Raw genomic sequence first — 25,163 nt, 5'->3', positions numbered from 1 at the left:
TGAAGACACACGATGTTATTGGCTCTGGCCCAGTGGCTGCAAAACGATTACAGCTTCCTGCGGGTCGTCAACTACCTGACTTTCCGCGCGGTGGCGGCCAACCTCACCGCGCTGGTGATCGGCCTCGGCTTCGGGCCGTGGGTAATCCGTCGCCTGACCGAACTGAAGATCGGCCAGGCCGTGCGCACGATCGGCCCGCAGACCCACCTCGTGAAGTCGGGCACGCCGACCATGGGCGGGGTGCTGGTGCTGCTCTCGATCGGCATTTCCACGCTGCTCTGGTGCGACTGGGGCAACCGCTTCATCTGGGTGGTGCTGCTGGTAACGGTGGGCTACGGCGCCATCGGCTGGGTCGATGACTACCGCAAGGTGGTGTATCGCGACCCGCGCGGCATGTCCAGCCGCGAGAAGTTCTTCTGGCAGACGCTGATCGGGCTGGTGGCGGCGGTCTACCTGGCGTTCTCGGTTTCCGAGGCCAGCAATGTGCGCGTGTGGAGCCTGTTCCTGAGCTGGATCGAGGGTGGCATGTGGGCCGATGTGCCGTACAAGACCAACCTGATCGTGCCCTTCTTCAAGGAAGTGAGCTACCCGCTGGGCGTGATGGGCTTCATCGTGCTGACCTACCTCGTGATCGTCGGCTCGAGCAACGCCGTGAACCTGACCGATGGCCTCGACGGCCTGGTGATCATGCCGGTGGTGCTGGTGGGCGGTGGCCTGGGCGTGTTTGCCTACGTGATGGGTAACACGGTCTACAGCAAGTACCTGCTGTTCCCGCACATCCCGGGCGCCGGCGAGCTGCTGATCTTCTGCTCGGCGATGGCCGGGGCGGGGCTGGCGTTCCTCTGGTTCAACGCGCATCCGGCCAAGGTGTTCATGGGCGACGTGGGCGCGCTGGCGCTGGGCGGCGCGCTCGGCACCATCGCCGTGATCGTGCGGCAGGAAATCGTGCTGTTCGTGATGGGCGGCATCTTCGTGGTGGAAACGGTGTCGGTGATGCTCCAGGTGACCTGGTTCAAGTTCACCAAGCGCCGMTACGGCGAGGGCCGGCGGCTGTTCCGCATGGCGCCGCTGCACCACCATTTCGAGCTGAGCGGCTGGAAGGAAACGCAGGTCACCGTGCGGTTCTGGATTATCACGATGCTGCTGGTGCTGATCGGGCTGTCGACGCTGAAGCTGCGTTGACCGGATCCACTCTCTAATTAGTAAGGCGGGAAATCGAAGTGTTTGGCGTGTTGCAGAAACCTCATGTGCTGGTACTGGGCCTCGGCGAGTCGGGGCTGGCCATGTCACGCTGGTGCGGYCTGAACGGCTGCCGCGTGCGYGTGGCCGACACACGCGAGGCGCCCGCCAACCTGGCCTTCCTGCAGGCCGAGCTGACCACGGCCGAATTTGTTGCCGGTCCGTTTGCCGCGAACGTGGATGGCCTGCTGGACGACATCGGCCTCGTGGCGATCAGCCCGGGCCTGTCGCCGCTGGAAGCGGGCACGAAGGCCGTGCTCGACGCCGCCGCCGCGCGYGGCATCCCAGTCTGGGGCGAGATCGAATTGTTCGCCCAGGCGCTCGGCTATCTGGAAGGCGTGTCCGGCTACGCGCCGCGCGTGCTGGCCATCACCGGCACGAACGGCAAGACCACCACCACGGCGCTGACCGGAAGGTTGGTCGAGCGCGCCGGCAAGACCGTGGCCGTGGCGGGCAATATCAGCCCGTCCGCGCTGGACAAGCTGTCGGCCTGCATCGCCAGCGCCATGCTGCCGGACGTCTGGGTGCTCGAACTGTCGAGCTTCCAGCTGGAAACCACCCACACGCTGGCGCCGCACGCGGCCACCGTGCTCAACATCTCGCAAGACCACCTCGACTGGCACGGCAGCATGGAAGCTTATGCCGCATCCAAGGCGCGCATCTTCGGGCCGGCCGACAAGGCGTGCGTGCAGGTGTTGAACCGCAATGACCCCATGACGATGGCCATGGCGCGCGCCGGTACGGCGCTCGTCACTTCGGGTGCGCCGCTGGTCACCTTCGGCACCGATCTGCCCGAGACGGCTGGCAGCTACGGCGTGCTGCGCGAGGGCGGCATGCCCTGGCTGGTGCTGGCCGAGCCGGACACCGAGGCCGACGCCGAGCCGAAGCCGCGCCGCCGCAAGGGGGCGCAGGTCGTCGAGGAAGCCGTGCCGGTGCGCCACAAGCGCCTGATGCCGGCCGACGCGCTGCACATCCGCGGCATGCACAACGCCACCAACGCCATGGCCGCGCTGGCGCTGTGCCGTGCCATCGACCTGCCGATGAACGCGCTGCTGCACGGCCTGCGCGAGTATCGCGGCGAGCCGCACCGCGTGGAATGGGTGGCGACGATCGACGAGGTCGAGTATTTCGACGACAGCAAGGGCACCAACGTGGGCGCCACGGTGGCCGCGCTGTCCGGGCTGGACAAGCGCGTGGTCCTGATCGCCGGCGGCGAAGGCAAGGGCCAGGATTTCTCGCCGCTGGCGCAGCCGGTGGCGCAGTACGCGCGCGCCGTGGTGCTGATCGGCAAGGACGCCGGCGAGCTGCGCGCCGCGCTGGCTGACACCGGCACGCAGCTGGTGGACGCCGCCACGCTCGAGGAAGCGGTCGAGAAATCGTCCCATCTGGCCGAGAACGGCGACGTGGTGCTGCTCTCGCCSGCGTGCGCSAGYCTCGACATGTTCCGCAACTACGTGCATCGCGCCGAGGTGTTCCGTGGCGCGGTGGAAGAACTGGCCCTGTCCCGGGGGATCCTGCCATGAGCGACTCGCAGGTCAAGCGCAGCGGTTTCATCGGCGCCACCATCGGCAATGCCTGGGGTGGGCTGCGCGACGCCGTGTCCGGCGTCAAGCCCACGCGCTCCCGCATGATGGAGTACGACCAGCCGCTGCTCTGGGTGGCCATCGTGCTGCTGACGCTCGGGCTGGTGATGGTCTACTCGGCGTCCATCGCGCTGCCTGACTCGCCGCGCTACGCCAACTACCGCGAGAGCCACTTCCTGGTGCGCCACGCGTTCGCGCTGTTCATCGGGCTGTCGGCGGGGCTGGTGGCGTTCCAGATACCGGTCAAGGTCTGGGATAAATACGCGCCCAAGCTGTTCATCATCGCGCTGGTGCTGCTGGTGCTCGTGCTGGTGCCGTTCGTCGGCAAGGGCGTGAACGGCGCGCGGCGCTGGATTCCGCTCGGCGTGATGAATTTCCAGCCGTCGGAGCTGATGAAGCTGGCCGTGGTGCTGTACGCSGCCAACTACACGGTGCGCAAGCAGGAATGGATGCAGACCGTGTCCAAGGGCTTCCTGCCGATGGGCGTGGCCGTGGTGCTGGTGGGCATGCTGCTGCTGCTCGAGCCGGACATGGGCGCGTTCCTGGTGATCGCGGCCGTGGCGATGGGCATCCTGTTCCTCGGCGGCATCAACGGCAAGCTGTTCGCCGGGCTGGTCGGGGTGGCGATCGGCGCGTTCGCGCTGCTGATCACGGCCTCGCCATGGCGCCGCGAGCGGATTTTTGCCTATCTGAGCCCGTGGGAAGAGAGCAACGCGCTGGGCAAGGCGTACCAGCTCACGCACTCGCTGATCGCGTTCGGCCGGGGCGAGTGGACCGGGGTGGGCCTGGGCGGCAGCATCGAGAAGCTGCACTACCTGCCCGAAGCGCATACCGACTTCATCCTGGCCGTGATCGGCGAGGAATTCGGCTTTATCGGCGTGCTGGTGATGATCGTGCTGTTCTACTGGCTCGTGCGCCGCGCCTTCGACATCGGCCGCACGGCGCTCCAGCTCGACCGGACCTTCGCCGGGCTGGTCGCCAAGGGCATCGGCGTGTGGCTCGGCTGGCAGACCTTCATCAACATGGGCGTGAACCTGGGCCTGCTGCCGACCAAGGGGCTGACGCTGCCGCTGGTCAGCTATGGCGGCTCGGGCATCCTGATGAACTGCATCGGGCTGGCGATCGTGTTGCGGATCGACTACGAAAATCGGGTCTTGATGCGCGGAGGGAAGGTATGAGCGATCCGCGCACGCTGCTCGTGATGGCTGGCGGCACCGGGGGCCACGTGTTCCCGGGGCTGGCGGTCGCGCACGCGCTGCGCGACGCCGGCTGGCGCGTGGTCTGGCTCGGCAACCGTACCGGCATGGAAGCCACGCTGGTGCCGAAGCACGATATCCCGATGGAATTCATCCAGTTCGGCGGGCTGCGCGGCAAGGGGCTGATCACCAAGCTGCTGCTGCCGCTGAACCTGCTGCGCGCGTTCTGGCAGAGCATCGGCGCGTTGCGCCGGGTGCGCCCGGACGTGGTGCTGGGCATGGGTGGCTACATCACCTTCCCGGCCGGGATGATGGCATCGCTGCTGGGCCGCCCGCTGGTGCTGCACGAGCAGAACTCGATTGCCGGCCTGACCAACAAGGTGCTGGCCAAGGTGGCCGACCGGGTGCTCTGCGCGTTCCCGGACGCGCTGCCGAACAGCGAGTGGACCGGCAACCCGGTGCGCGAGGAACTGGCGAGCCTGCCGGCGCCCGAGGCGCGCTACGACCATCGCACCGGCCCGCTGCGGGTGCTGGTGGTGGGCGGCAGCCTGGGCGCGGCGGCGCTGAACGACGTGGTGCCGAAGGCCATCGCGCTGCTGCCCGAGGGCCAGCGCCCGGTGGTGCGGCATCAGGCCGGCGCCAAGCAGATCGACAYATTGCGCGCCAACTACGCCGCAGCCGGCGTGGCGGGCGACACCGTGCCGTTCATCGACGACATGGCGGCGGCCTATGCCGACGCCGATCTGGTCATCTGCCGCGCGGGCGCGATGACGGTTTCCGAAGTGGCCGCCGCCGGTGTGGCGGCCCTGTTCGTGCCGTTTCCGCACGCGGTGGACGACCACCAGACCACCAACGCGAAGTTCCTGTCGAAGCAGGGCGCCGCGTTGCTGGTGCAACAGAACGCATTGACCGCGGAGGGGCTGGCGCAGACGCTGGCCAGCCTGTCGCGGCCACAACTGAAAGACATGGCGCGCCTGGCGCGCGGCCTGGCCAAACCTGAGGCAACCCGGCGCGTCGCCGAGATTTGCCAAGAGATGGCGGGCCACTGACCTATACGAATCAATGAAGCACATCGTTAAAAACATCCACTTCGTAGGCATCGGGGGCGCCGGCATGAGCGGCATCGCCGAGGTCCTGCTGAACCTGGGCTACAAGGTCTCGGGCTCGGACGTGGGCAGCAACGCCGCCACGCGGCGGCTGGCCACGCTGGGCGCGCGCGTCTTCCATGGCCACGACGCCGGCCATGTGGAAGGCGCCAATGCCGTCGTGGTCTCSACGGCGGTCACCAATGACAACCCCGAGGTGCTGGCCGCCCGGGCGCGCCGCATCCCCGTGGTGCCGCGCGCGATCATGTTGGCCGAACTGATGCGCCTGAAGCAGGGCATCGCCATTGCCGGCACGCACGGCAAGACCACCACCACGAGCCTCGTGGCGTCGGTGCTGGCCGAGGGCGGGCTCGACCCGACCTTCGTGATCGGCGGCCGGCTGAACTCGGCSGGGGCCAACGCGCGGCTGGGCACGGGCGATTTCATCGTGGCCGAGGCGGACGAGTCGGACGCCTCGTTCCTGAACCTGTTCCCGGTGATGGAAGTCATCACCAACATCGACGCGGACCACATGGACACCTACGGGCACGATTTCGCCCGGCTCAAGCAGGCGTTCGTGGAGTTCACCCAGCGGCTGCCGTTCTACGGCATCGCGGTGCTGTGCGTCGATGACCCGAATGTGCGCGAGATCCTGCCGTTCGTCTCGAAGCCGGTGGTGCGCTACGGCTTTGCCGAAGACGCCCAGATCCGCGCGGTCAACGCCCGCCCGGTGGACGGCCAGATGCATTTCACGGTCCATCGGCAGCTCAACGGCCATGCCGAGCCGCCGCTCGACGTGGTGCTGAACCTSCCCGGCCTGCACAACGTGCAGAACGCGCTGGCCGCCATCGCCATCGCCACCGAGCTGGAGGTGCCGGACGCCGCCATCGTCAAGGCGCTGCGCGAGTTCCACGGCGTGGGCCGCCGCTTYCAGCGCTATGGCGAGGTGGCGACGGCCGACGGGCAGGGCACCTTCACGCTGGTGGACGACTACGGTCACCACCCGGTGGAGATGGCCGCCACGCTGGCCGCCGCGCGCGGGGCCTTCCCGGGCCGCCGCCTTGTGCTGGCGTTCCAGCCGCACCGCTTCACGCGGACGCGCGACTGTTTCGAAGATTTCGTGAAGGTGCTCGGCACCGTGGACGCGCTGCTGCTGGCCGAGGTCTACGCCGCCGGCGAGTCGCCCATCGTGGCTGCCGACGGCCGGGCGATGACCCGCGCGCTGCGCGTGGCCAACAAGGTGGAGCCGGTCTTCGTCGAGCAGATCGAGGACATGCCGCAGGCCATCCTGACCGCCGTCCAGCCGGGCGACGTGGTCGTGACCATGGGCGCCGGCACGATCGGCACGGTGCCCGGCCAGCTCGTATCGCAACAAGTTACCCAAGTTAGTCCGGCAGGAGGCCAGGCATGAGCTTCGTCGCCCATCCCAATATCGACCCGAAATCGCTGGGCAAGGTTGGCGTGCTGCTGGGCGGCCGTTCGGCCGAACGCGAGGTGTCGCTGATGTCCGGCAACGGCGTGCTGGCGGCGCTGCGCGCGCGCGGCGTGGATGCCCACCCGTTCGACCCGGCCCTGCAACCGGTGGCCGAACTGGCTGCCGCCGGCTTCGACCGCGTCTTTATCGCGCTGCATGGCCGCTACGGCGAGGACGGCACGATTCAGGGCATGCTCGAGATGCTGGGCATTCCGTACACCGGCAGTGGCGTGCTGGCGTCCGCGCTGGCCATGGACAAGCCGGCTACCAAGCGGCTCTGGATGTCCCACGGCCTGCCCACGCCGCGCTTTGCGGTGCTGCGCCCCGATACCGATTTCAACGCCGTGGTGGCGGATCTCGGCCTGCCGCTGATCGTCAAGCCGGCCCGCGAAGGGTCGTCGATCGGCCTGACCAAGGTCACGGATACYAGCCAGATGCGCGAGGCTTTCGAGAAGGCGGCGGTGCTGGATGACGACGTGCTGGCCGAGAGTTTTATCGACGGCGCGGAGTTGACTTGCCCCATCGTGGGCGAGGGCGCGACCGCCGAAGCGCTGCCGGTCATCAAGATTGTTGCGCCCGAGTCGAACTACGACTATCAAAATAAGTACTTTACTGACGTTACCCAATATCTGTGCCCCTCGACCTTGCCTGAGGCGCTCGAGAACGAGGTGCGCGCCCTGGCCGTGGAAGCGTTCCGTGTGCTCGGCTGCCGTGGCTGGGCCCGCGCCGACGTAATGCTGACCCGCGACGGCAAGCCCTACCTGCTGGAAATGAACACGTCCCCCGGCATGACCGGCCACTCGCTGGTGCCGATGGCGGCGCGCGCGGTGGGCATCAGCTATGAGGACTTCGTGATCCAGGTGGTGGCGCAGGCCACGCTGGACCTGCATCCGAACGAGCACTGGAAGCCCTGATAACCGTAATTCGACGAAAACACAGCTCCTGAACCCGACCCATGTGGCATAACGCGCGCCTCCTCAACCTGATTGCCTCCGTGCTCTACGCACTGGTGGCGCTGATGGCGCTCGGGGCGGGCCTGCTGTGGCTGGCCCAGCGGCCGGTGTTCGCCATCACCCATGTGGAGCTGCACGCGATGGACGGCCAGGCGCTGCGCCACGTGAATGGGCCGAGCGTGCGCGCCAACGCGCTGGGCAAGCTGTCTGGCAATTTCTTTACGTTGGACCTGAACACGGCGCGTCAGGCGTTCGAATCGGTGCCCTGGGTGCGGCACGCGAGCGTCCGCCGCGAATGGCCGAACGGGCTGGCGGTGGAGGTGGAGGAGCACGAGGCGCTGGGTACCTGGGGCAGCCCGGAAAGCGGCCGGCTCCTCAATACCTATGGCGAGGTGTTCGTCGCCAACACCGCCGAGGCCGAGGAAGATGCCCAGCTGCTGGCGCTCGACGGGCCGCCGGACAGCGAGGCCGAKGTGGTCGAGAAGCTGGAAGTCATGCGGCAATGGTTCAAGCCGCTGAAGGCCGAGCCCCTGTCGGTGGCGCTGTCGTCGCGCTATGCGTGGCGGACGCGGCTGTCGAACGGCATGGTGATCGAGCTGGGTCGTGAGCAGACCGATGAGGATCGGGCAGCCATGGAGGCGCGGGTCAAGCGCTTCGTGGCCGCCTGGCCGCAGGTGAYCGAGCAGGTGGGCAAGCAGGTGGACTACGCCGACCTGCGCTACCCCAACGGCTTCGCGATCCGCGCGGCCAACGTCAGGTTCCTGACCGACGCCCAGGCTGCCRCGGCAGCCAAGGCGGCGGCCAAGGCCTCCGCAGGACCGGCCCCGGCAACGGTGCCGGCAGGCAATCCCAATAACAATCCGACGCGACTCAAGAGCAAGAACGCGGAGAAAACCCGATGAGCAAGGAATACAAGGACTTACTGGTCGGTCTCGACATCGGCACCTCGAAGGTGGCGGCGGTGGTCGCGGAACTGCGCCCCGACGGCAGCTACGAAGTGATCGGGATGGGCCAGTCCGAGTCCAAGGGTCTGAAGAAGGGGGTCGTGGTCAATATCGAGGCCACCGTGCAGTCGATCCAGCGCGCGCTGGAGGAGGCCGAGCTGATGGCCGACTGCAAGATCGCCGAGGTCTTCACCGGCATTGCCGGCAGCCATATCCGCAGCTTCAATTCGAGCGGGATGGTGGCCATCAAGGACAAGGAGGTCACGCAGACGGACGTGGCCCGGGTGATCGAGACCGCCAAGGCGGTCAACATCCCGACCGATCAGCAGATCCTGCACATCCTGACGCAGGAATTCATCATCGACGGCCAGGAGGACGTGCGCGAGCCCATCGGCATGAGCGGCATCCGCCTGGAGGTCAAGGTCCATATCGTCACGGGCGCGGTCAGCGCGGCGCAGAACATCGTCAAGTGCGTGCGCCGCTGCGGGCTGGAAGTGCATGACCTGATCCTGCAGCCGCTGGCGTCGAGCCTGGCCGTGCTGACGGAGGACGAGAAGGAACTGGGCGTGGTGCTGGTCGACATTGGCGGCGGCACCACGGACATCGCCATCTTCAGCGAGGGCGCGATCCGGCATACGGCCGTGATCCCGATCGCCGGGGACCAGATCACCAACGATATTGCGATGGCGCTGCGCACGCCGACGCCGGACGCCGAGGACATCAAGATCCAGTACGGCATTGCCAAGCAGGCGATTGCCGACCCGGACGACATGATCGAGGTGCCGGGCGTGGGCGACCGAGGCACGCGCACGCTGAGCCGTCAGGCGCTGGCGGCCGTGATCGAGCCGCGCATCGAGGAACTGTATTCGCTGGTGCACCAGGTGGTGCGCGAGTCCGGCTACGAGGAACTGCTGTCGTCCGGCGTGGTGATCACCGGCGGCACGGCGATGATGCCGGGCATGGTGGAACTGGGCGAGGACATCTTCCTGAAGCCGGTGCGTGTGGGTGTGCCCGAGTATCGCGGCAACCTGCACGAGGTGGTGAAGAGCCCGCGCTACTCCACGGTGATGGGCCTGCTGCTGGAAGGCCGGGTGCAGCGCATGCGTGGCCGCAAGGTGGCCGTGCAGAGCGGCTCGGTGAAGCAGGTGTGGACGCGCATGAAGGAATGGTTTGTCGGCAACTTCTGACGCTGGACGTGGTCAGGTTGTTTTAGGGATTTTTTTAGACGTTTTACGAGTCAGCCATGCGTCGCGGTCATCGAATCGCGCGATGGCACGTTGAGCAGGTTTTCTTCTTCTATTTTGGTTTCTTGTTCAGGAACCAAGGGCTGCGGCGGGGAGGCTGCAGCGTTTGGGGACTGATTTTTCACGGAGGCAGTGATGGACTTTGACATGATCGAATCGGAGATGCAGGACGGCACCATCATCAAGGTGGTGGGTGTGGGCGGTGCGGGCGGCAACGCCGTGCAGCACATGATCAGCCGTGGCGTGCAGGGCGTGGAATTCATCTGCATGAACACCGATGCCCAGGCGCTCAAGCGCTCCACGGCGTCGCGCGTGCTGCAACTCGGTAATACGGGTCTGGGCGCCGGCGCCAAGCCGGAGGTGGGTCGCAACTGCGCCGAACAGGCGCGCGAGCAGATCGCCGATTCCCTGCGCGGTGCGCACATGGTCTTCATCACTGCCGGCATGGGCGGTGGCACCGGTACCGGCGCCGCCCCGATCGTGGCGCAGGTGGCCAAGGAAATGGGCATCCTGACCGTGGGTGTGGTCAGCAAGCCGTTCGACTTCGAAGGCGCACGTCGCGCCAAGGTGGCCGAACATGGCTCGGGCGAACTGGAGTCGTCGGTGGACTCGCTGATCGTGGTGCTCAACGAGAAGCTGTTCGAGGTGATGGGCGACGACGCCGAGATGGACAAGTGCTTCCAGTGCGCCGACGACGTGCTGCACAACGCGGTGGCCGGCATTGCCGAGATCATCAACGTTGACGGCCTCGTGAAYGTCGACTTCGAAGACGTGAAGACGGTGATGGGCGAGCAGGGCAAGGCCATGATGGGCACGGCRACCGTGTCCGGCGTGGACCGCGCCCGCCTGGCTGCCGAGCAGGCCGTCGCCAGCCCGCTGTTGGAAGGCGTGGACCTGTCCGGCGCGCGCGGCGTGCTGGTCAACATCACGGCCAGCCGCTCGCTGAAGCTGTCGGAAACCAAGGAAGTCATGAACACCATCCGCAGCTACGCCGCGGAAGATGCCACGGTGATCTTCGGTACGGTGTACGACGATTCGATGGGCGACGCACTGCGCGTGACCGTGGTGGCCACGGGCCTGGGCCGTTCGGCCAAGAAGCAGCAGCCGATGACGCTGCTGAAGACCGGCACGGACAACATCCCGATGCAGATGATGGGCGGCATGACCGCTGCCCCGGCGCATGCCTCGCCGGACTACAGCGGCCTGGATACGCCGGCCGTGTGGCGCAGCTCGCGTGAGTCGGCATCGGCTCACGTGGCGGCGCTGCAGGAAAAGGGTGTGGACACGTACGACATCCCGGCCTTCCTGCGCAAGCAGGCGGACTGAGTTGGCTACCGGCAGGGCGGCGGCTGCGGCCGTGCGCCTGGCGGGTTGCACGTGGTCTGATCCGCGAAGCCTGAGCGCTCCCTATCCGCTCGGCATTCGCCAGGACTGACGTAGCCCGTCAGCGCGCCCGGCTGCGCCGCGCCCGCGTCGGCACTGTCTCCGCCCGCATCCCGTTGCCGGGACAGGCGTGCCTTCGGCCGCCTCCCCGGACTGTTCCCGCCTTCCCGCGGCGGGATGCCTCGTCGTCCGCGCGGCGTGCCGAACCGGTGCGCCGCGCAGTCGTTTTTGTGGCCTATGATTGCAGTCAGGGTTTTCACCAGCCCGGACTTTCGTCTTTTTCGGCCTTTAGGAAATCGCCCCCATGATCAGTGTTGGCCAGCGCGTCCCCGACGCCACCCTGTACGAATTCTTCGAAACCGAGACCGGCGGTTGCGCGCTCGGACCCAATGCCTTCCCGGTGGCCGACCTGGTCAAGGGCCGCCGCATTGTCGTGTTCGGCCTGCCCGGCGCGTTCACGCCGACCTGCTCCGCCAAGCACGTGCCCGGTTTCGTCGAGCAAGCCGACCAGTTCCGGGCGGCCGGTGTGGACGAGATCTGGTGCCACGCGGTCAACGACGCCTTCGTGATGGGCGCCTGGGGCCGTGAGCAGCAGACCGGCGGCAAAGTCCGCATGATGGCCGACGGCGCTGCACAATGGGCCAAGGCCCTCGGGCTGGACCAGGACCTGAGCCAGCGCGGCCTGGGCGTGCGCGCCAAGCGCTACGCGATGGTGCTGGACGACGGCGTGGTCACCCACCTGTTCGTGGAAGCCCCCGGCGAATTCAAGGTCAGCAGCGCCGAAGCCGTTCTTGAGGCGTTGCGCGCCTGACACGGATTGGCTCGGCCGGAGTGATGTCTGGCCGACTTTGGTAACACTGGTTAACAACCCGACACAAAGTGGTGCGGCGCAATACACCAAGCGGTGGTAGTATGGCGTTATTAAAATTTGCGCCCAATAGCTTTTTATAATGTGGGCCACCTAAGAGATTGAGGCTGTCATGCTCAAACAGCGCACCATCAAATCCCTGGTGAAGACGGTTGGCATCGGTTTGCACTCGGGTCGCAAAGTGACGCTGACCCTGCGACCGGCCCCCGTCGATGCAGGCATCGTATTCACCCGTGTCGATCTGCCGGAACCGGTGGAAATTCCCGTGGCCGCCAGCGCCATCGGCGACACGCGCCTGGCGTCCGTGCTCCAGAAGAACGGCGCGCGCGTCTCGACGGTGGAACACCTGATGTCGGCCTGCGCTGGCCTGGGCATCGACAATCTCTATGTCGACGTGGATGCCGAGGAAATCCCGATCATGGACGGCAGCGCCGCGTCGTTCGTGTTCCTGCTGCAGTCGGCGGGGATCGAGGAGCAGTCGGCCGCCAAGCGTTTCATCCGCGTGAAGAAGGCCGTGGAAGTGCGCGAGGGCGACAAGCTGGCCCGGCTGGAGCCGTACTTCGGCTTCAAGCTCTCGTTCACGATCGACTTCCGCCATCCGGCCGTCGACAAGACCGGCCAGGCGTTCTCGATCGATTTCGCCGACACGAGCTACGTGCGCGAGATCGCCCGGGCCCGCACCTTCGGCTTCGCCCACGAGGTAGAAGCGCTGCGCGAAATGGGCCTGGCCCGTGGCGGCAGCCTGGACAACGCCATCGTGCTGGACGAGCACCGCATGCTGAACAATGAGGAACTGCGCTACGGCGACGAGTTCGTGCGCCACAAGATCCTCGATGCGATTGGCGACCTCTACGTGGTCGGCCATCCGCTGATTGGCGCCTACGTGGCCAACAAGTCCGGCCACGGCCTGAACAACCAGCTGCTGCGCGCGCTGCTGGCGGACCAGGAAGCGTACGAAATCGTGACCTTCGACAAGCTGGAAGAAGCGCCCGCCGCCTTCCTGCCGCAGGTGCAGCCGGCGTTTGCCTGAGCACCGCGCCCCCGGCGCAAACGACAACGGCCTCCCTTGGGAGGCCGTTTCTATTTAGTACGGCGGCGTCAGCGGTTGCGATGCCGCGCCAGCAACGCCTCCACCGCTTCCTTCAGCGGCGAGGATTCCAGGCTCTGCGCCAGTTGATCCATGCTGGTCAGCCCCACCGGCGGCAGGTTGGCCGTGCGGGGCTGGCGCGTGACCGGACCGGTGTCCCAATCCCCCCGCCCGACCTCCGGTTGTACCCGTACCCGGATTGCGGTAACCTGCGAGCCCCGCTGTTGCAGCCGGGTAAGCAGGGTCGGCACCACTTGCCGCACCCGCGCAGCCGCCGCGCCATGCGCGGCCAGCAACAGCAATGTCGCTTCCGCCTGCGGGCCCCGGTTGTCATGTTTGACACCGGCCACGGCGATCCCGTCCTGCAGGCCGCGGGGCAGGAGCGACAGGACTTCCGCTTCCAGTGACGCCAGTTCGCGCGCCGTCTGCATGAGCGCCGAAACCGGCCCGGACTTGTTCAGCCAATCGTTGAGTGGCTTGGCAACCGGCGTCTGGAGAGCGTGGTGAGTGAACATGCGCATGCGCGCATTCTAGCGCGCAATCCTGGCCACCGAGAGCCGGGATGCCCCGCCCGCATGCGCGACGAGGCCGGTCGGCCTCTTTTTTGTCGGCGAAGGGGGTAGGTCATGCAAATCATCGTGCTGCATCCGCGTGCGCCGCGGGTGTTCCGTCTTCAGCTCACGCCGTTGCGCGCCGGGCTACTTGCCATCGTGCTGTGCCTGCTCGTGGCCGCCGCATCTTCCGCTATCACCTGGTATGTCGCCCGTGCCCAGCCGGGCGCCGAGGCCTCCGGGCAGGCGCGCGACAACGCCTACCTGCGCGCCAACCTCGCCGTGCTGGCTGCCCGCGTCGGCGAACTCCAGGCCCAGATGGTCCGGCTCGATGCGCTCGGCGAGCGCGTGTCCGGCCTGGCCGGCATCGCGCCGCAGGACTTCGACTTCCGCCATCGCCCGGCCCGGGGCGGCCCCGCCGCGGTCGAGCGATCCACCGCGCTGACCCTACCCGACCTGCGCGACGAACTGGCCCGGCTCGGCAAGCAGGCCGACCATCGCGTCGATTTCTTCGATGTGATCGAAGGGGCACTAATCGACCGCCAACTGCGCGAGCGCCGCACGCCGAGCGTGATGCCGGTGGCGGTGGGCTACGATGGCTCGAGCTTCGGCGCCCGCATCGATCCGTTCTCGGGCCGGCGCACCCGGCACGATGGTGTGGATTTCGTCGCCCCGATTGGTACGCCGATCGTCGCGGCGGCCGGCGGGGTGGTCGTGGCGGCCGAGTGGCACCCCGAGTACGGCAACATGATCGACATCGACCATGGCAACGGGCTCAAGACCCGCTATGCGCATGCGTCGAAGTCGCTGGTGAAGGTGGGCGATCTGGTCCGCGCGGGGCAGGAAGTGGCGCGCGTGGGCAGCACGGGCCGGTCCACCGGCGCGCACCTGCACTTCGAGGTTCACGTCAACGGCGTGCCGCGTAACCCGATCGGGTTCCTGACCGCCGCCGCGCCGAACCCGGCCCCGGCACCGGCCATTGCCACGGCGCCCGTGCCGACCGATCGCACTGCCATCCGCTAACTGCGCGGAACATTGAAGGCGGCGGGAGAGTCCCAACCTGTCGAAGGTGGTCTGGCGGCTGTTGCGCCAGCGCAGAAGGAGCCTGTTTGGGTCCCGGCCACGACACCGCCACATGATAAACTCGGCGTTTTGCGCCAATCCACCCATTCCTCGCCGTCGTCCAAGCTGTATCCGGGCCGCGCGCGCAGGGGAAAGCACTCGATGATCACGGGCCTTCTCAAGAAAGTCTTCGGCAGCCGCAACGAACGGCTGATCAAACAATATCGCGGCATGGTCGTGAAGATCAACGCGCTGGAGCCGAAATTCGAACAGCTTTCGGACGACGACCTGCGCGGCATGACCGAGACCTTCCGCCAGCGCCACGCGGGCGGCGAATCGATTGACGCGCTGTTGCCGGAGGCGTTTGCCGTCTGCCGCGAGGCCAGCAAGCGCGTCATGAAGATGCGCCACTTCGACGTGCAGCTGATCGGCGGCATGGTCCTGAACGACAACAAGATCGCCGAAATGCGGACCGGCGAAGGCAAGACGCTGACCGCCACGCTGGCCGTGTACCTCAATGCCATTACCGGCAAGGGCGTGCACGTGGTGACCGTGAACGACTACCTGGCCCARCGCGATGCCGAGTGGATGGGCCGCCTGTACAACTTCCTGGGGCTGTCGGTGGGGGTCAACCTCTCGCAGATGCCTCATGAYGAGAAGCAGCGCGCCTATAACTCGGACATCACCTACGGCACGAACAACGAGTTCGGCTTCGACTACCTGCGCGACAACATGGTCTACGACCCGTCGCAGCGCGTGCAGCGCCCGCTGCACTACGCGATCGTCGACGAAGTGGACTCGATCCTGATCGATGAGGCGCGTACGCCGCTGATCATCTCGGGTCAGGCCGAGAACCAGACCGACCTGTACCAGCGCATGAACGGCATTCCCAAGCTGCTCGTGCGCCAGATCGGCGAGGAAAAGGCCGACGGCACCGGCGTGGAGACGCCCGGCGACTACTACGTCGACGAGAAGGGCCATCAGGTCTACCTGACCGAGGCCGGCCACGAGAAGGCGGAAGAGATCCTGAACCAGCAGGGCCTGATCGGCGAGGGCGAATCGCTCTACGCGCCGCAGAACATCACGCTGATGCACCACCTGTACGCCGCCCTGCGCGCGCACAGCCTGTTCCACCGCGACCAGCACTACGTGGTGCAGAACGACGAAGTGGTGATCGTCGATGAATTCACGGGCCGCCTGATGACGGGCCGCCGCTGGTCCGACGGCCTGCACCAGGCCGTGGAAGCCAAGGAAGGCGTGACGGTCCAGCAGGAAAACCAGACGCTGGCGACCATCACCTTCCAGAACTACTTCCGCATGTACGAGAAGCTGGCCGGCATGACCGGTACGGCGGACACGGAAGCGTACGAATTCCAGGAAATCTACGGCCTCGAGGTCGTGGTGATCCCRACCAACCGCCAGGCCCAGCGCAAGGACCTGCAGGACCAGATCTACAAGACGTCGAAGGAACGCTACGACGCTGTGGTGCGCGACATCCGCGACTGTTTCGAGCGCGGCCAGCCGGTGCTGGTGGGCACGACGTCGATCGAGACGTCCGAGTACCTGTCGGACCTGCTGAACAAGGAAAARCTGCCCCACCAGGTGCTGAACGCCAAGCAGCACGAGCGCGAAGCCGAGATCGTGGCCCAGGCGGGCCGCCCCAAGATGATCACGATCGCCACGAACATGGCCGGTCGCGGTACCGACATCGTGCTGGGCGGCAACGTGGAGAAGCAGGCCGGCTTCATCGAGATCGACGCAAGCCTGTCGGACGCCGACAAGGCCGCCCGCATCGCCCAGCTCAAGGACGAATGGCAGTCTCTGCACGATCAGGTCAAGGCCGCCGGCGGCCTGCATATCGTCGGCACCGAGCGCCATGAGTCGCGCCGGATCGACAACCAGCTGCGTGGCCGTGCCGGCCGCCAGGGTGACCCGGGTTCGTCGCGCTTCTACCTGTCGCTGGACGACCAGCTGCTGCGCATCTTCGCCGGCGACCGCGTGCGCGCGATCATGGAACGGCTGAAGATGCCCGAAGGCGAGCCGATCGAGGCTGGCATCGTCACGCGCTCGATCGAATCGGCACAGCGCAAGGTGGAAGGCCGCAACTTCGACATCCGCAAGCAGCTGCTCCAGTACGACGACGTGGCCAACGACCAGCGCAAGGAGATCTACAAGCTCCGCAACGACGTGCTGGAATCGAACGACGTCGGCGAGATGGTGGGCAACCTGCGCGAGAGCGTGCTGGTGGAGCTGTTCCGCGCCCACGTGCCTGCCGAGACCATGGAAGAGCAGTGGGACATCGCCAGCCTGGAAACGCGCCTGCGCGACGACTGGGGCCTGGACGTGCCGCTGGCCAAGACCATCGAGGGCGCCCAGAGCATCGAGGATGAAGAACTGCTGAATCTGGTGATGACCACGGCGCGCGAAACCTACGACGCCAAGGTCAACCAGGTGGGCCGGGAGTCGTTCGCAGGCTTCGAGCGCTCGGTCATGCTCCAGAGCATCGACACGCACTGGCGCGAGCATCTGGCCGCGCTGGACCACCTGCGCCAGGGTATCCACCTGCGCGGCTATGCSCAGAAGGACCCGAAGCAGGAGTACAAGCGCGAGTCGTTCGAACTGTTCGCGCGCCTGCTGGACGTGATCAAGAGCGAAGTCACCCGCGTGATCTTCAATGTGCAGATCCAGTCGCCGGAGCAGCTCGAGCAGGCTTCGGAGCAGATTGAGGAAGGGCTGGCGCACCTGGAGAACGTGCAGTACAAGCACGACGAGTTTGCCGAACGCGCCGAGCCGGTGGAAGACGCCTCGCTGGCGCGCCGTGGCACCGCGCAGGCGGCCATGGCCGCGATGGGCGCGGACATGGCGGTGGCCGGCATGCCGAAGGTTGGCCGTAACGATCCGTGCCCGTGCGGATCGGGCAAGAAGTTCAAGCAGTGCCACGGCAAGCTTAGCTGAGCCGGGGACCCTCTCCCTCTCCCGCGACATCGTCCGGGAGAGGGGAGTCACAGACCGCACAATGCCCGCGCAAGCGGGCATATTTGTCAGATGCAACCAAGGAGCCGCACATGCCCGTGAACCTGCCGCTGCCCCAGGCAGAGAATTTGAAATCCGTTGCCGGCGTGGAGCTGGGTTGGGCCGAGGCGGGCATCCGCAAGGCCAATCGCAAGGATGTGCTCGTGGTCCGCGTGGCCGAAGGCAGCACCGTGGCCGGCGTGTTCACGCAGAACCGCTTCTGCGCCGCGCCGGTGCAGGTTTGCCGCGAGCACCTCGCCACGGGCCCGGGCATCCGCGCGCTGGTGGTCAACACCGGCAATGCCAACGCCGGCACCGGCGAACCGGGCCTGAAGGCCGCGCGCGCCACGTGCGACGCCCTGGCCGCCCAGCTTGGCATCGCCGCCAACCAGGTGCTGCCGTTCTCGACTGGCGTGATCCTGGAGCAGCTTCCGGTCGATCGCCTGACCGCCGCGCTGCCGGCTGCCATCGCCAATGCGCGCGCYGACAACTGGCTGGCCGCCGCCGAGTCGATCATGACCACCGACACGCAGCCCAAGGCCGCGTCGCGCACGGTGCAGATCGACGGCAAGACGGTCACGCTGTCCGGCATCAGCAAGGGCGCCGGCATGATCCGCCCGAACATGGCGACCATGCTCGGCTTCATCGCGCTGGACGCCGCCGTGGCGCAGCCGGTGCTCCAGGCACTGGTTTCGCACGCCGCCGACCATTCGTTCAACAGCATCACCATCGATGGCGATACGTCGACCAATGACTCGTTCGTGCTGATCGCCACGGGCAAGGCTGGCGTGTCCATTGACCGCGCCGACGGCCCGGCCTTCGCCGCGCTGCGCGACGCCGTGACGTCGCTGGCGCAGGAACTGGCCCAGATGATCGTGCGCGATGGCGAGGGTGCCACCAAGCTGATGACGATTCACGTGGAAGGCGGCAACAACGTGGCCGAATGCCGCCAGATCGCCTACGCGGTGGCGCATTCGCCGCTGGTCAAGACCGCGTTCTACGCCTCGGACCCCAACCTGGGCCGCATCCTGGCCGCCGTGGGCTATGCCGGTGTGAACGACCTCGACGTCGATCGCGTGAACCTGTGGCTCGATGACGTCTGGGTGGCCCGCGACGGCGGCCGCAACCCCGACTACCGCGAGGAAGACGGCCAGCGCGTGATGAAGCAGGCCGAGATCACCGTGCGCATCGCGCTGGGCCGCGGCAACGCCGAAGCCACCGTGTGGACCTGCGACCTCTCGCACGACTACGTGTCGATCAACGCCGACTATCGTTCGTAATTTTCTGAATTCGCCCCTGCCATGTCTGACCTTGCTGCCCGCCTCGATAGCTTTCTCGCCCGACTGGAACAATGGCTGCCGCCGCAACTGAGCGACGCGGACTGGCAGGAGGCGGTAGCGTTCCGCTGGCGCAAGCGTCAGAGCCTGTTCGGCAATATCGGCTATCTGCAGGCGATCAAGCAGCTTCCGCCGATCTATCTGGACGATCTCAAGAACATCGAGCGCCAGAAGGACGCCATCGTCGCCAATACGCGCCAGTTCGTGCAGAAGCTGCCGGCCAACAACGTGCTGCTGACCGGCGCGCGTGGCACCGGCAAGTCGTCGCTGATCAAGGCCTGCCTGAACGCGTACGTGAAGCAAGGGCTGCGGCTGGTGGAGGTGGACAAGGACGATCTGGGCGACCTCGGCGATATCGTCGAACAGCTGGCCCAGCGGCCCGAGCGCTTCGTGATCTTCTGCGATGACCTGTCGTTCGAGGAAGGCGAGTCGGGCTACAAGTCGCTGAAGTCCGCGCTGGACGGCTCGGTGGCCGCCCAGTCGGACAACGTGCTGATCTACGCCACGTCCAACCGCCGCCACCTGCTGCCCGAGTACATGAAGGACAACGAGACCTACCAGCACACGGCCGATGGCGAAATCCATCCGGGCGAGGTGGTCGAGGAGAAGATCTCGCTGTCCGAGCGCTTCGGGCTGTGGCTGTCGTTCTATCCGCCCAAGCAGGACGAGTACCTGGCCATCGTCGGCCATTGGCTCGGGCACTTCGGCTGCAGCGCCGAAGACATTGCCGCCGCGCGTGGCGATGCGCTGGTCTGGGCGCTGGAGCGCGGTTCGCGCTCGGGCCGGGTGGCGTGGCAGTTCGCGCGCGACTGGGGTGGCAAGCACGGCAAGCCCTTCGTGGCCGACGTGGGACCCCAGGCATGAGCGGCGCCGGCACGGTAGTGTCCCCGGACGGCCAGGCGCGCCCGGTCACCGAGGTGGCCGTCGGCGTGCTGGTGCGGCCCGATGGCCGCTTCCTGCTGGCGCAGCGCCCGGCGGGCAAGCCATACGAGGGCTACTGGGAATTCCCGGGCGGCAAGCTGGAGCCGGGCGAGACCGTCGAGGCTGCGCTGGCGCGCGAGCTGCACGAGGAACTCGGCCTCGATGTCACGCGCAGCGAGCGCTGGCATACGCTCGAACATGATTACCCGCACGCCTATGTGCGGCTCTATTTCTGCAAGGTCACCGACTGGGTTGGCCAGCCGGTCGGTCGCGAAGGCCAGGCGTTCTCGTGGCAGTACGCCCCGGTCGATGTCGGCCCGCTGCTGCCGGCGACGATCCCCGTCGTGGCATGGCTCGCAGAGGAGCGCCCCACGCCCTGAGTGGCCGCATGCCAGTCCCGTCGCCCCCGTCACCAGAAGTTGAACAACAAACACTGGAGGCCCAATGCAACGTGTCGACCGCATCGACGATGCCATCTCCCTGCCCGAGCTGACGCTGCGCGGCATCATCCTGGGCGCGCTGATCACCGTGGTGTTCACCGCGTCCAACATCTACCTCGGCCTGAAAGTCGGCCTGACCTTCTCCTCCGCCATTCCAGCCGCCGTGATTTCGATGGCCGTGCTGCGGCTGTTTCCGGGCGCCAATATCCTCGAAAACAACATGGTGCAGACGCAGGCGTCCGCCGCGGGCACCTTGTCGTCGATCATCTTCATCCTGCCGGGGCTGGTCATGCTCGGCCACTGGCAGGGATTTCCGTTCTGGCAGACGCTGTCGATCTGCGCGGCGGGCGGCATGCTCGGCGTGATTTTCAGCATTCCGCTACGTCACGCGATGGTCGTAAAGAGCGACCTGCCGTACCCCGAGGGCGTCGCGGCTGCAGAGATCCTGCGCGTGGGCAGCGCCAGCGAGGCGCCCGGCGAGGCCAAGCAGGCCACCGGACTGGCCGATCTGCTAGCCGGCGGCGTGGCGGCGGGGCTGTTCAGCTTCGCCGCGGGCGGGCTGCGCGTGCTGGCCGAAGGGGCCAATGCGTGGCTGGCGGCGGGCGCGTCGGTGGTGCGGCTGTCGATGGGGTTCTCGCTGGCGCTGGTCGGTGCCGGGTATCTGGTCGGCATCGTCGGCGGGCTGGCCATGCTGCTGGGCCTCGTGCTCACATGGGGCGTGGCCGTGCCGTGGCTGACCGCGATTACGCCGATGCCGGCTGGCGCCACGCTGGCGAGCTTCGGCACCTCGGTCTGGAGTACGCAGGCCCGCTTTATCGGTGCCGGCACGATCGGGATTGCCGCGATCTGGACGCTCGCCACGTTGTTCAAGCCGATGGTCGAGGGCGTGCGGGCGTCGATGGGTGCGCTGCGCGGGAACAGTGCCGGACAAGGTGCCGGGCAGGGCGGCGAGATCCCACGGACCCAGCGCGACCTGCCGGCGGTCTGGATCGGCGCCATCACGCTGGTGCTGCTCGCGGTGCTGGCGGTCACGTTTGGCCATTTCCTCGCCCCGTCGCCGCTCGATGACGGCGCGATGTGGCGGCTCGTGGCCTGCGCCGTGCTGTTCGCCTTCGTGTTCGGCTTCCTGGTGGCGGCCGCCTGCGGCTATATGGCGGGGCTGGTCGGCTCGTCTGCCAGCCCGATCTCGGGCATCGGCATCATCGCCGTGATCCTGGTGTCGCTGCTGATCCTCGGCGTGGGCACGCTCGATGGGCTGATGGGCACGCCGGAGGGCGGCAAGTTCGCGATTGCGCTGGCGATCTTCACGACGTCGGCGGTGGTGGCGGTGGCGTCCATCGCCAACGACAACCTCCAGGATCTGAAGACCGGCTGGCTGGTCGGCGCCACGCCGTGGCGCCAGCAGGTAGCGCTGCTGATTGGCTGCGCCGTGGGCGCGGCGGTGATTCCGCCGGTGCTGGAACTGCTCTACAACGCGTACGGCTTTGCCGGCACGCTGCCCCGGGCCGATATGGACCCCGGCCAGGCGCTCGCGGCGCCGCAGGCCACGCTGATGACGGCCATCGCCACGGGCATTTTCACGCACCAGCTCAACTGGACCATGATCCTGATCGGCGTGGCGCTGGGCGTGGTGCTGATTGCCATCGACGAAATGCTGCGCCGCCGGGGCGGTGTGGCGCGCCTGCCCGTGCTGGCGGTGGGCATCGGCATCTACCTGCCGCCGACCATCAGCTCCGCGCTGGTGGTGGGCGCGGTGCTGTCGTGGTGGCTGCTGCGGGCCGAGCGCCGCCGCGCCGAGGCGCGCGGCGATGACGTGACGCTGGCGGTGGCGCACGCCGAGCGGCGCGGCACGCTGCTGGCGTCGGGGCTGATCGTCGGGGAGAGTCTGGTCGGCGTGGCGCTGGCGGCCATCATCGGCCTGTCCGGCAAGGAGGCGCCACTGGCGCTGGTCGGCGCAGGGTTTGCCACCACGGCCGAGTGGCTGGGGCTGGCGGTCTTCGTGCTGGTCTGCGTGGGGTTCTGCCGGCGCGTGCTGGCGACGCGGTAGGGCGCGGAGGAGGGGGCGSCGGGCGCCGCTCAGTCTTCCTCTTCTTCAGGCAGGTCCGCCGAGGGCGTCTCGCCGGGCTTGCCGCCGATCACATACTTCTCGGCCGCCCAGGCGCCAAGGTCGATCTGCTTGCAGCGGTCGGAACAGAAGGGACGGAACTTGTTTTCCTGCACCCACGGCACATCCTTGCCGCAGGTGGGACATTTGACGACGGCTGGCATCGGGAAGACTTCAGAAATTGCAGAGCTTGAGCAGGAACGGGATGTCGGCATCGACCGAACGCGGTCGCATGTCGCCGTCCTGCTGGGTGAAACGGACCCAGAGCATGTACTTGTTGGCGCTCATCTCGGGAATGAAGGCCAGCAGCGAGTCGTCGAGGTAGACCTGCATCAGCTGGTAGCTGCGGCCCGACAGCATCTGCTGGTAGCTGCCGCCCGTGGCGATGACTTTGCCGCTCTGGCCGGACTCGCGCAGCAGCCGCAGCACGATCGACGTGCCCATGCGCAGCGACGTGAGCGGGCGCGCCCACTTGAGGATATCAGCCTGACGGTCCTCGGCGGGGCGGTGCTGCCACGCGAAGTAGGCCGGCAGGTCGAATTCGCAGGTGCCGCCCGGGATGATGGCGCGGCTGCGGATGCTCGTGAGCCACTCGTTGTCGGCCAGCAGCTGGCCGGCCTTGCCCACGGTCTGGTTCAGCGCGGTAATGCCCTGTTCGATCTCGGCGATGACGTTGGCCAGCGCGTCCTGGTCGATCTGCGGATTGGCGCGCAGCGGCGAGAGCGCCTGGCGCTGGCGCTCCAGTTCCTTGATCAGGTCAGTCTTGAGGTCGGCGCGGCCGGCCACATCGATGATCTCGAAGATCGTCGTAATGGCCACGTGATGCTGCTGGGGGTGATCCTGCCCGAGGAAATAATCCAGCCGATCGAACAGGTCTTCCAGGCGCAGGAGCGTCCTGATGCGTTCGTTGAAAGGATATTCGTACAGGATCAAGGGAGGTATCCGTGCTGCGCGCCGAGGGGCCGGAAGCCGAAAGGCAGATTCAATCGAGTGCCCGAGGTCGGCGGTCTGGCGGAACTTCGGAAAATCCGTCAGTTAGCACGCTTTTCCCGGCATGTTCAGCGCATTCTATGCGAGTCGCGCCTCAAGGACAAATGCAATCTGCCCGTGCGGCGTACTCGGGGCGCGCCACGCTAGCCGGCGTGCTGACGATAGTAGGCGTCGAGCCGTTCCACCTGGGGCGCGAGGGCCTCGGGCGGGCCGTCGTTGTCGATCACATCATCGGCCACGGCCAGCCGCGCGGCGCGCGTGGCCTGCCGGGCCATGATCGCCAGCACCTGCGCGCGCGTGAAGCCGTTGCGCGCCATGACGCGGGCGATCTGCGTCTCTTCCTGGCAATCGACCACCAGCACGCGGCCCACGCGGGCGCGCCAGGTGCCGGATTCCACCAGCAGCGGCACCACATAGATCAGATACGGATGCTGGCCGCCCGCACGGACGGCGGCGGCGCGCGACTCGGTCAGCGAGCGGATCAGCGGATGGGTGATGCCTTCGAGCGTGGCCTTGGCCGTGGGGTCCGAGAAGACCAGGGCGCGCATGGCGTCGCGGTCCATGGCGCCGTCCGGGCGCAGGCAGCCGGGGCCGAATGCCGCCACCAGCGGGCCGATGGCGGCGCCGCCGGGCGCGGTAATCTCATGCGCGAGCAGGTCAGTGTCGATCAGCGCGGCGCCGCGCGCGGCAAACATGTCGGCAACGCGGGTCTTGCCGGAGCCGATGCCGCCCGTGAGTCCGATTTCCAGCATGGAGAAGCGTGTCGGTAGCGTGGAGGAATGGGGCCAACGATACCAGCTTTCCGGGCAGCGGCTGTCGGTCAGCGGCTGAAGGTCAGCCCCAGCGGCAGCACATCGGCGCCAAAGAACAGCACGATCAGCCCTGCGCCGGCGATGAACGGCCCGAACGGGAACGGCGTCTCGCGGCCCTGGCGCCGCACAACCAGCAGCACGATGCCGAACACCGCGCCCACCACCGACGACAGCAGCACCAGCGCCGGCAGCGCCTGCCAGCCGAACCAGGCGCCCAGCGCGCCCATCAGCTTGAAATCGCCATAGCCCATGCCTTCCTTGCCGCGCACGAGCTTGAACAGCCAATAGACACTCCACAGCAGCAGGTAGCCGGCGGCGGCGCCAATCACGGCATCGGCCAGCGGCGCGAAGGCGCCGTTCAGGTTCAGCAGCAGCCCGAGCCAGAGCAGGGGCAGCGTGATCTGGTCTGGCAGCARCTGGGTGTCGGCGTCGATCATGGTCAGCGCGACCAGGCTCCAGACCATGACGATCGCGGCCAGCGCCTGCACGGTCGGSCCGAAATGCCACATCGCCAGCCCGGTCAGCACGGCCGTGGCCAGCTCCACCAGCGGATAGCGGACACTGATCGGCGCCTTGCAGGCCGAGCATTTCCCCCGCAGGAACAGGTAGCTGACCACCGGCACGTTTTCCCAGGCGGCGATCTGGTGGCCGCAGTGCGGGCAGGCCGAGCGCGGCACCATGAGGTTGTAGCGGTCCGGGTGGGGCAGCGGCTCGTCTCGTAGTTCGGCCAGATAGTTGGCCTCGTCGTATTCCATCATCCGGGGCAGGCGATGGATCACCACGTTGAGGAAACTGCCCACCAGCAGGCCAAGCAGGCCGGCCGCCACGATCAGGAACAGCGGCGGCACGGCTTCAAGCGCGGATACAGCCTGCATCGG

Annotated in this window: 23 protein-coding genes; 17 read left to right on the top strand and 6 right to left on the bottom strand. The window is 67.1% G+C overall.

The window, feature by feature from the left end; translation table 11 throughout:
• The first annotated feature begins 12 nt into the window (after window positions 1–12).
• The 8 genes from mraY to ftsA are packed head-to-tail and all read left to right on the top strand — an operon-like array spanning window position 13 to window position 9,661.
• On the top strand, window positions 13–1,182 hold the full coding sequence (gene mraY / locus AB4Z27_RS03835) for a phospho-N-acetylmuramoyl-pentapeptide-transferase (RefSeq protein ID WP_092298544.1): 1,170 nt from the start codon (window positions 13–15) through the stop codon (window positions 1,180–1,182).
• Window positions 1,183–1,220: 38 nt separating this feature from the next.
• Entirely contained in the window at window positions 1,221–2,762 is a 1,542-nt protein-coding gene (gene murD / locus AB4Z27_RS03830; protein WP_441643925.1) for a UDP-N-acetylmuramoyl-L-alanine--D-glutamate ligase, read from the top strand.
• Entirely contained in the window at window positions 2,759–4,000 is a 1,242-nt protein-coding gene (gene ftsW / locus AB4Z27_RS03825; protein WP_092298550.1) for a putative lipid II flippase FtsW, read from the top strand. Before murD ends, ftsW begins: the two co-directional genes overlap by 4 nt.
• Entirely contained in the window at window positions 3,997–5,067 is a 1,071-nt protein-coding gene (murG, locus tag AB4Z27_RS03820) for an undecaprenyldiphospho-muramoylpentapeptide beta-N-acetylglucosaminyltransferase (RefSeq protein ID WP_441643924.1), read from the top strand. Before ftsW ends, murG begins: the two co-directional genes overlap by 4 nt.
• Before the next feature lie 13 nt (window positions 5,068–5,080).
• Window positions 5,081–6,514, top strand: coding sequence for a UDP-N-acetylmuramate--L-alanine ligase (gene murC / locus AB4Z27_RS03815; RefSeq protein WP_092298556.1), 1,434 nt, complete (start codon window positions 5,081–5,083; stop codon window positions 6,512–6,514).
• Window positions 6,511–7,491, top strand: coding sequence for a D-alanine--D-alanine ligase (locus AB4Z27_RS03810; RefSeq protein ID WP_092298559.1), 981 nt, complete (start codon window positions 6,511–6,513; stop codon window positions 7,489–7,491). The genes murC and AB4Z27_RS03810 overlap by 4 nt, the downstream gene beginning before the upstream one ends.
• 41 nt (window positions 7,492–7,532) lie before the next feature.
• Complete coding sequence (locus AB4Z27_RS03805; RefSeq protein WP_441643923.1) at window positions 7,533–8,432, top strand: cell division protein FtsQ/DivIB; 900 nt, start codon at window positions 7,533–7,535, stop codon at window positions 8,430–8,432.
• Entirely contained in the window at window positions 8,429–9,661 is a 1,233-nt protein-coding gene (gene ftsA / locus AB4Z27_RS03800; RefSeq protein WP_092298565.1) for a cell division protein FtsA, read from the top strand. The genes AB4Z27_RS03805 and ftsA overlap by 4 nt, the downstream gene beginning before the upstream one ends.
• A gap of 50 nt (window positions 9,662–9,711) precedes the next feature.
• Here the strand turns inward: ftsA and AB4Z27_RS03795 are convergent, their stop codons facing one another.
• Window positions 9,712–9,867 carry a hypothetical protein gene (locus AB4Z27_RS03795; RefSeq protein WP_177219980.1) on the bottom strand — a complete coding sequence of 52 codons (156 nt, stop codon included), beginning with the start codon at window positions 9,865–9,867 and terminating at the stop codon, window positions 9,712–9,714.
• Between AB4Z27_RS03795 and ftsZ the strand changes: the two genes are divergently transcribed.
• The 3 genes from ftsZ to lpxC all read left to right on the top strand — a co-directional run bounded on the left by ftsZ (window position 9,854) and on the right by lpxC (window position 12,999).
• On the top strand, window positions 9,854–11,044 hold the full coding sequence (ftsZ, locus tag AB4Z27_RS03790; protein WP_092298568.1) for a cell division protein FtsZ: 1,191 nt from the start codon (window positions 9,854–9,856) through the stop codon (window positions 11,042–11,044). The two genes, AB4Z27_RS03795 and ftsZ, sit on opposite strands and share 14 nt — an antisense overlap.
• A 361-nt stretch (window positions 11,045–11,405) precedes the next feature.
• Window positions 11,406–11,912, top strand: coding sequence for a peroxiredoxin (locus AB4Z27_RS03785; protein ID WP_092298571.1), 507 nt, complete (start codon window positions 11,406–11,408; stop codon window positions 11,910–11,912).
• Between the two features lie 169 nt (window positions 11,913–12,081).
• The gene (gene lpxC, locus AB4Z27_RS03780; RefSeq protein WP_092298574.1) at window positions 12,082–12,999 is read left to right on the top strand and encodes a UDP-3-O-acyl-N-acetylglucosamine deacetylase; all 918 of its coding nucleotides are present in this window, start codon (window positions 12,082–12,084) and stop codon (window positions 12,997–12,999) included.
• A 68-nt stretch (window positions 13,000–13,067) separates the two neighbouring features.
• Here the strand turns inward: lpxC and AB4Z27_RS03775 are convergent, their stop codons facing one another.
• The gene (locus AB4Z27_RS03775; RefSeq protein WP_092298577.1) at window positions 13,068–13,577 is read right to left on the bottom strand and encodes a DciA family protein; all 510 of its coding nucleotides are present in this window, start codon (window positions 13,575–13,577) and stop codon (window positions 13,068–13,070) included.
• A 105-nt stretch (window positions 13,578–13,682) separates the two neighbouring features.
• Here AB4Z27_RS03775 and AB4Z27_RS03770 point away from each other — a divergent pair, with 105 nt between their 5' ends.
• The 6 genes from AB4Z27_RS03770 to AB4Z27_RS03745 all read left to right on the top strand — a co-directional run bounded on the left by AB4Z27_RS03770 (window position 13,683) and on the right by AB4Z27_RS03745 (window position 22,426).
• Entirely contained in the window at window positions 13,683–14,630 is a 948-nt protein-coding gene (locus tag AB4Z27_RS03770) for a M23 family metallopeptidase (protein ID WP_092298580.1), read from the top strand.
• Between the two features lie 201 nt (window positions 14,631–14,831).
• Entirely contained in the window at window positions 14,832–17,624 is a 2,793-nt protein-coding gene (gene secA, locus AB4Z27_RS03765) for a preprotein translocase subunit SecA (protein WP_441643922.1), read from the top strand.
• A 110-nt stretch (window positions 17,625–17,734) separates the two neighbouring features.
• Window positions 17,735–18,961: a bifunctional glutamate N-acetyltransferase/amino-acid acetyltransferase ArgJ gene (gene argJ, locus AB4Z27_RS03760; RefSeq protein WP_092298587.1), complete on the top strand. Its 1,227-nt coding sequence runs from the start codon at window positions 17,735–17,737 to the stop codon at window positions 18,959–18,961.
• Window positions 18,962–18,982: 21 nt separating this feature from the next.
• Window positions 18,983–19,882 (top strand): ATP-binding protein, encoded by a 900-nt coding sequence (locus AB4Z27_RS03755; protein WP_092298590.1) that lies wholly within the window; start codon window positions 18,983–18,985, stop codon window positions 19,880–19,882.
• Window positions 19,879–20,319 (top strand): NUDIX domain-containing protein, encoded by a 441-nt coding sequence (locus AB4Z27_RS03750; RefSeq protein WP_092298593.1) that lies wholly within the window; start codon window positions 19,879–19,881, stop codon window positions 20,317–20,319. The genes AB4Z27_RS03755 and AB4Z27_RS03750 overlap by 4 nt, the downstream gene beginning before the upstream one ends.
• 64 nt (window positions 20,320–20,383) lie before the next feature.
• On the top strand, window positions 20,384–22,426 hold the full coding sequence (locus AB4Z27_RS03745) for an OPT family oligopeptide transporter (RefSeq protein WP_441643921.1): 2,043 nt from the start codon (window positions 20,384–20,386) through the stop codon (window positions 22,424–22,426).
• A 29-nt stretch (window positions 22,427–22,455) separates the two neighbouring features.
• Here the strand turns inward: AB4Z27_RS03745 and AB4Z27_RS03740 are convergent, their stop codons facing one another.
• The 4 genes from AB4Z27_RS03740 to AB4Z27_RS03725 all read right to left on the bottom strand — a co-directional run bounded on the left by AB4Z27_RS03740 (window position 22,456) and on the right by AB4Z27_RS03725 (window position 25,160).
• Entirely contained in the window at window positions 22,456–22,647 is a 192-nt protein-coding gene (locus AB4Z27_RS03740; RefSeq protein ID WP_092298599.1) for a DNA gyrase inhibitor YacG, read from the bottom strand.
• Window positions 22,648–22,657: 10 nt separating this feature from the next.
• Window positions 22,658–23,416, bottom strand: coding sequence for a cell division protein ZapD (gene zapD, locus AB4Z27_RS03735; protein WP_092298602.1), 759 nt, complete (start codon window positions 23,414–23,416; stop codon window positions 22,658–22,660).
• Between the two features lie 200 nt (window positions 23,417–23,616).
• Window positions 23,617–24,225: a dephospho-CoA kinase gene (coaE, locus tag AB4Z27_RS03730; RefSeq protein WP_092298605.1), complete on the bottom strand. Its 609-nt coding sequence runs from the start codon at window positions 24,223–24,225 to the stop codon at window positions 23,617–23,619.
• A 68-nt stretch (window positions 24,226–24,293) separates the two neighbouring features.
• Entirely contained in the window at window positions 24,294–25,160 is an 867-nt protein-coding gene (locus AB4Z27_RS03725; RefSeq protein ID WP_092298608.1) for a prepilin peptidase, read from the bottom strand.
• Between the last annotated feature and the right edge of the window lie 3 nt (window positions 25,161–25,163).

Origin of the sequence: Cupriavidus sp. KB_39, from assembly GCF_052114485.1 — a bacterium.
In the GTDB taxonomy this organism is placed as follows: Bacteria; Pseudomonadota; Gammaproteobacteria; order Burkholderiales; family Burkholderiaceae; genus Cupriavidus.
This window is presented reverse-complemented; position numbering and strand designations above follow the sequence as displayed.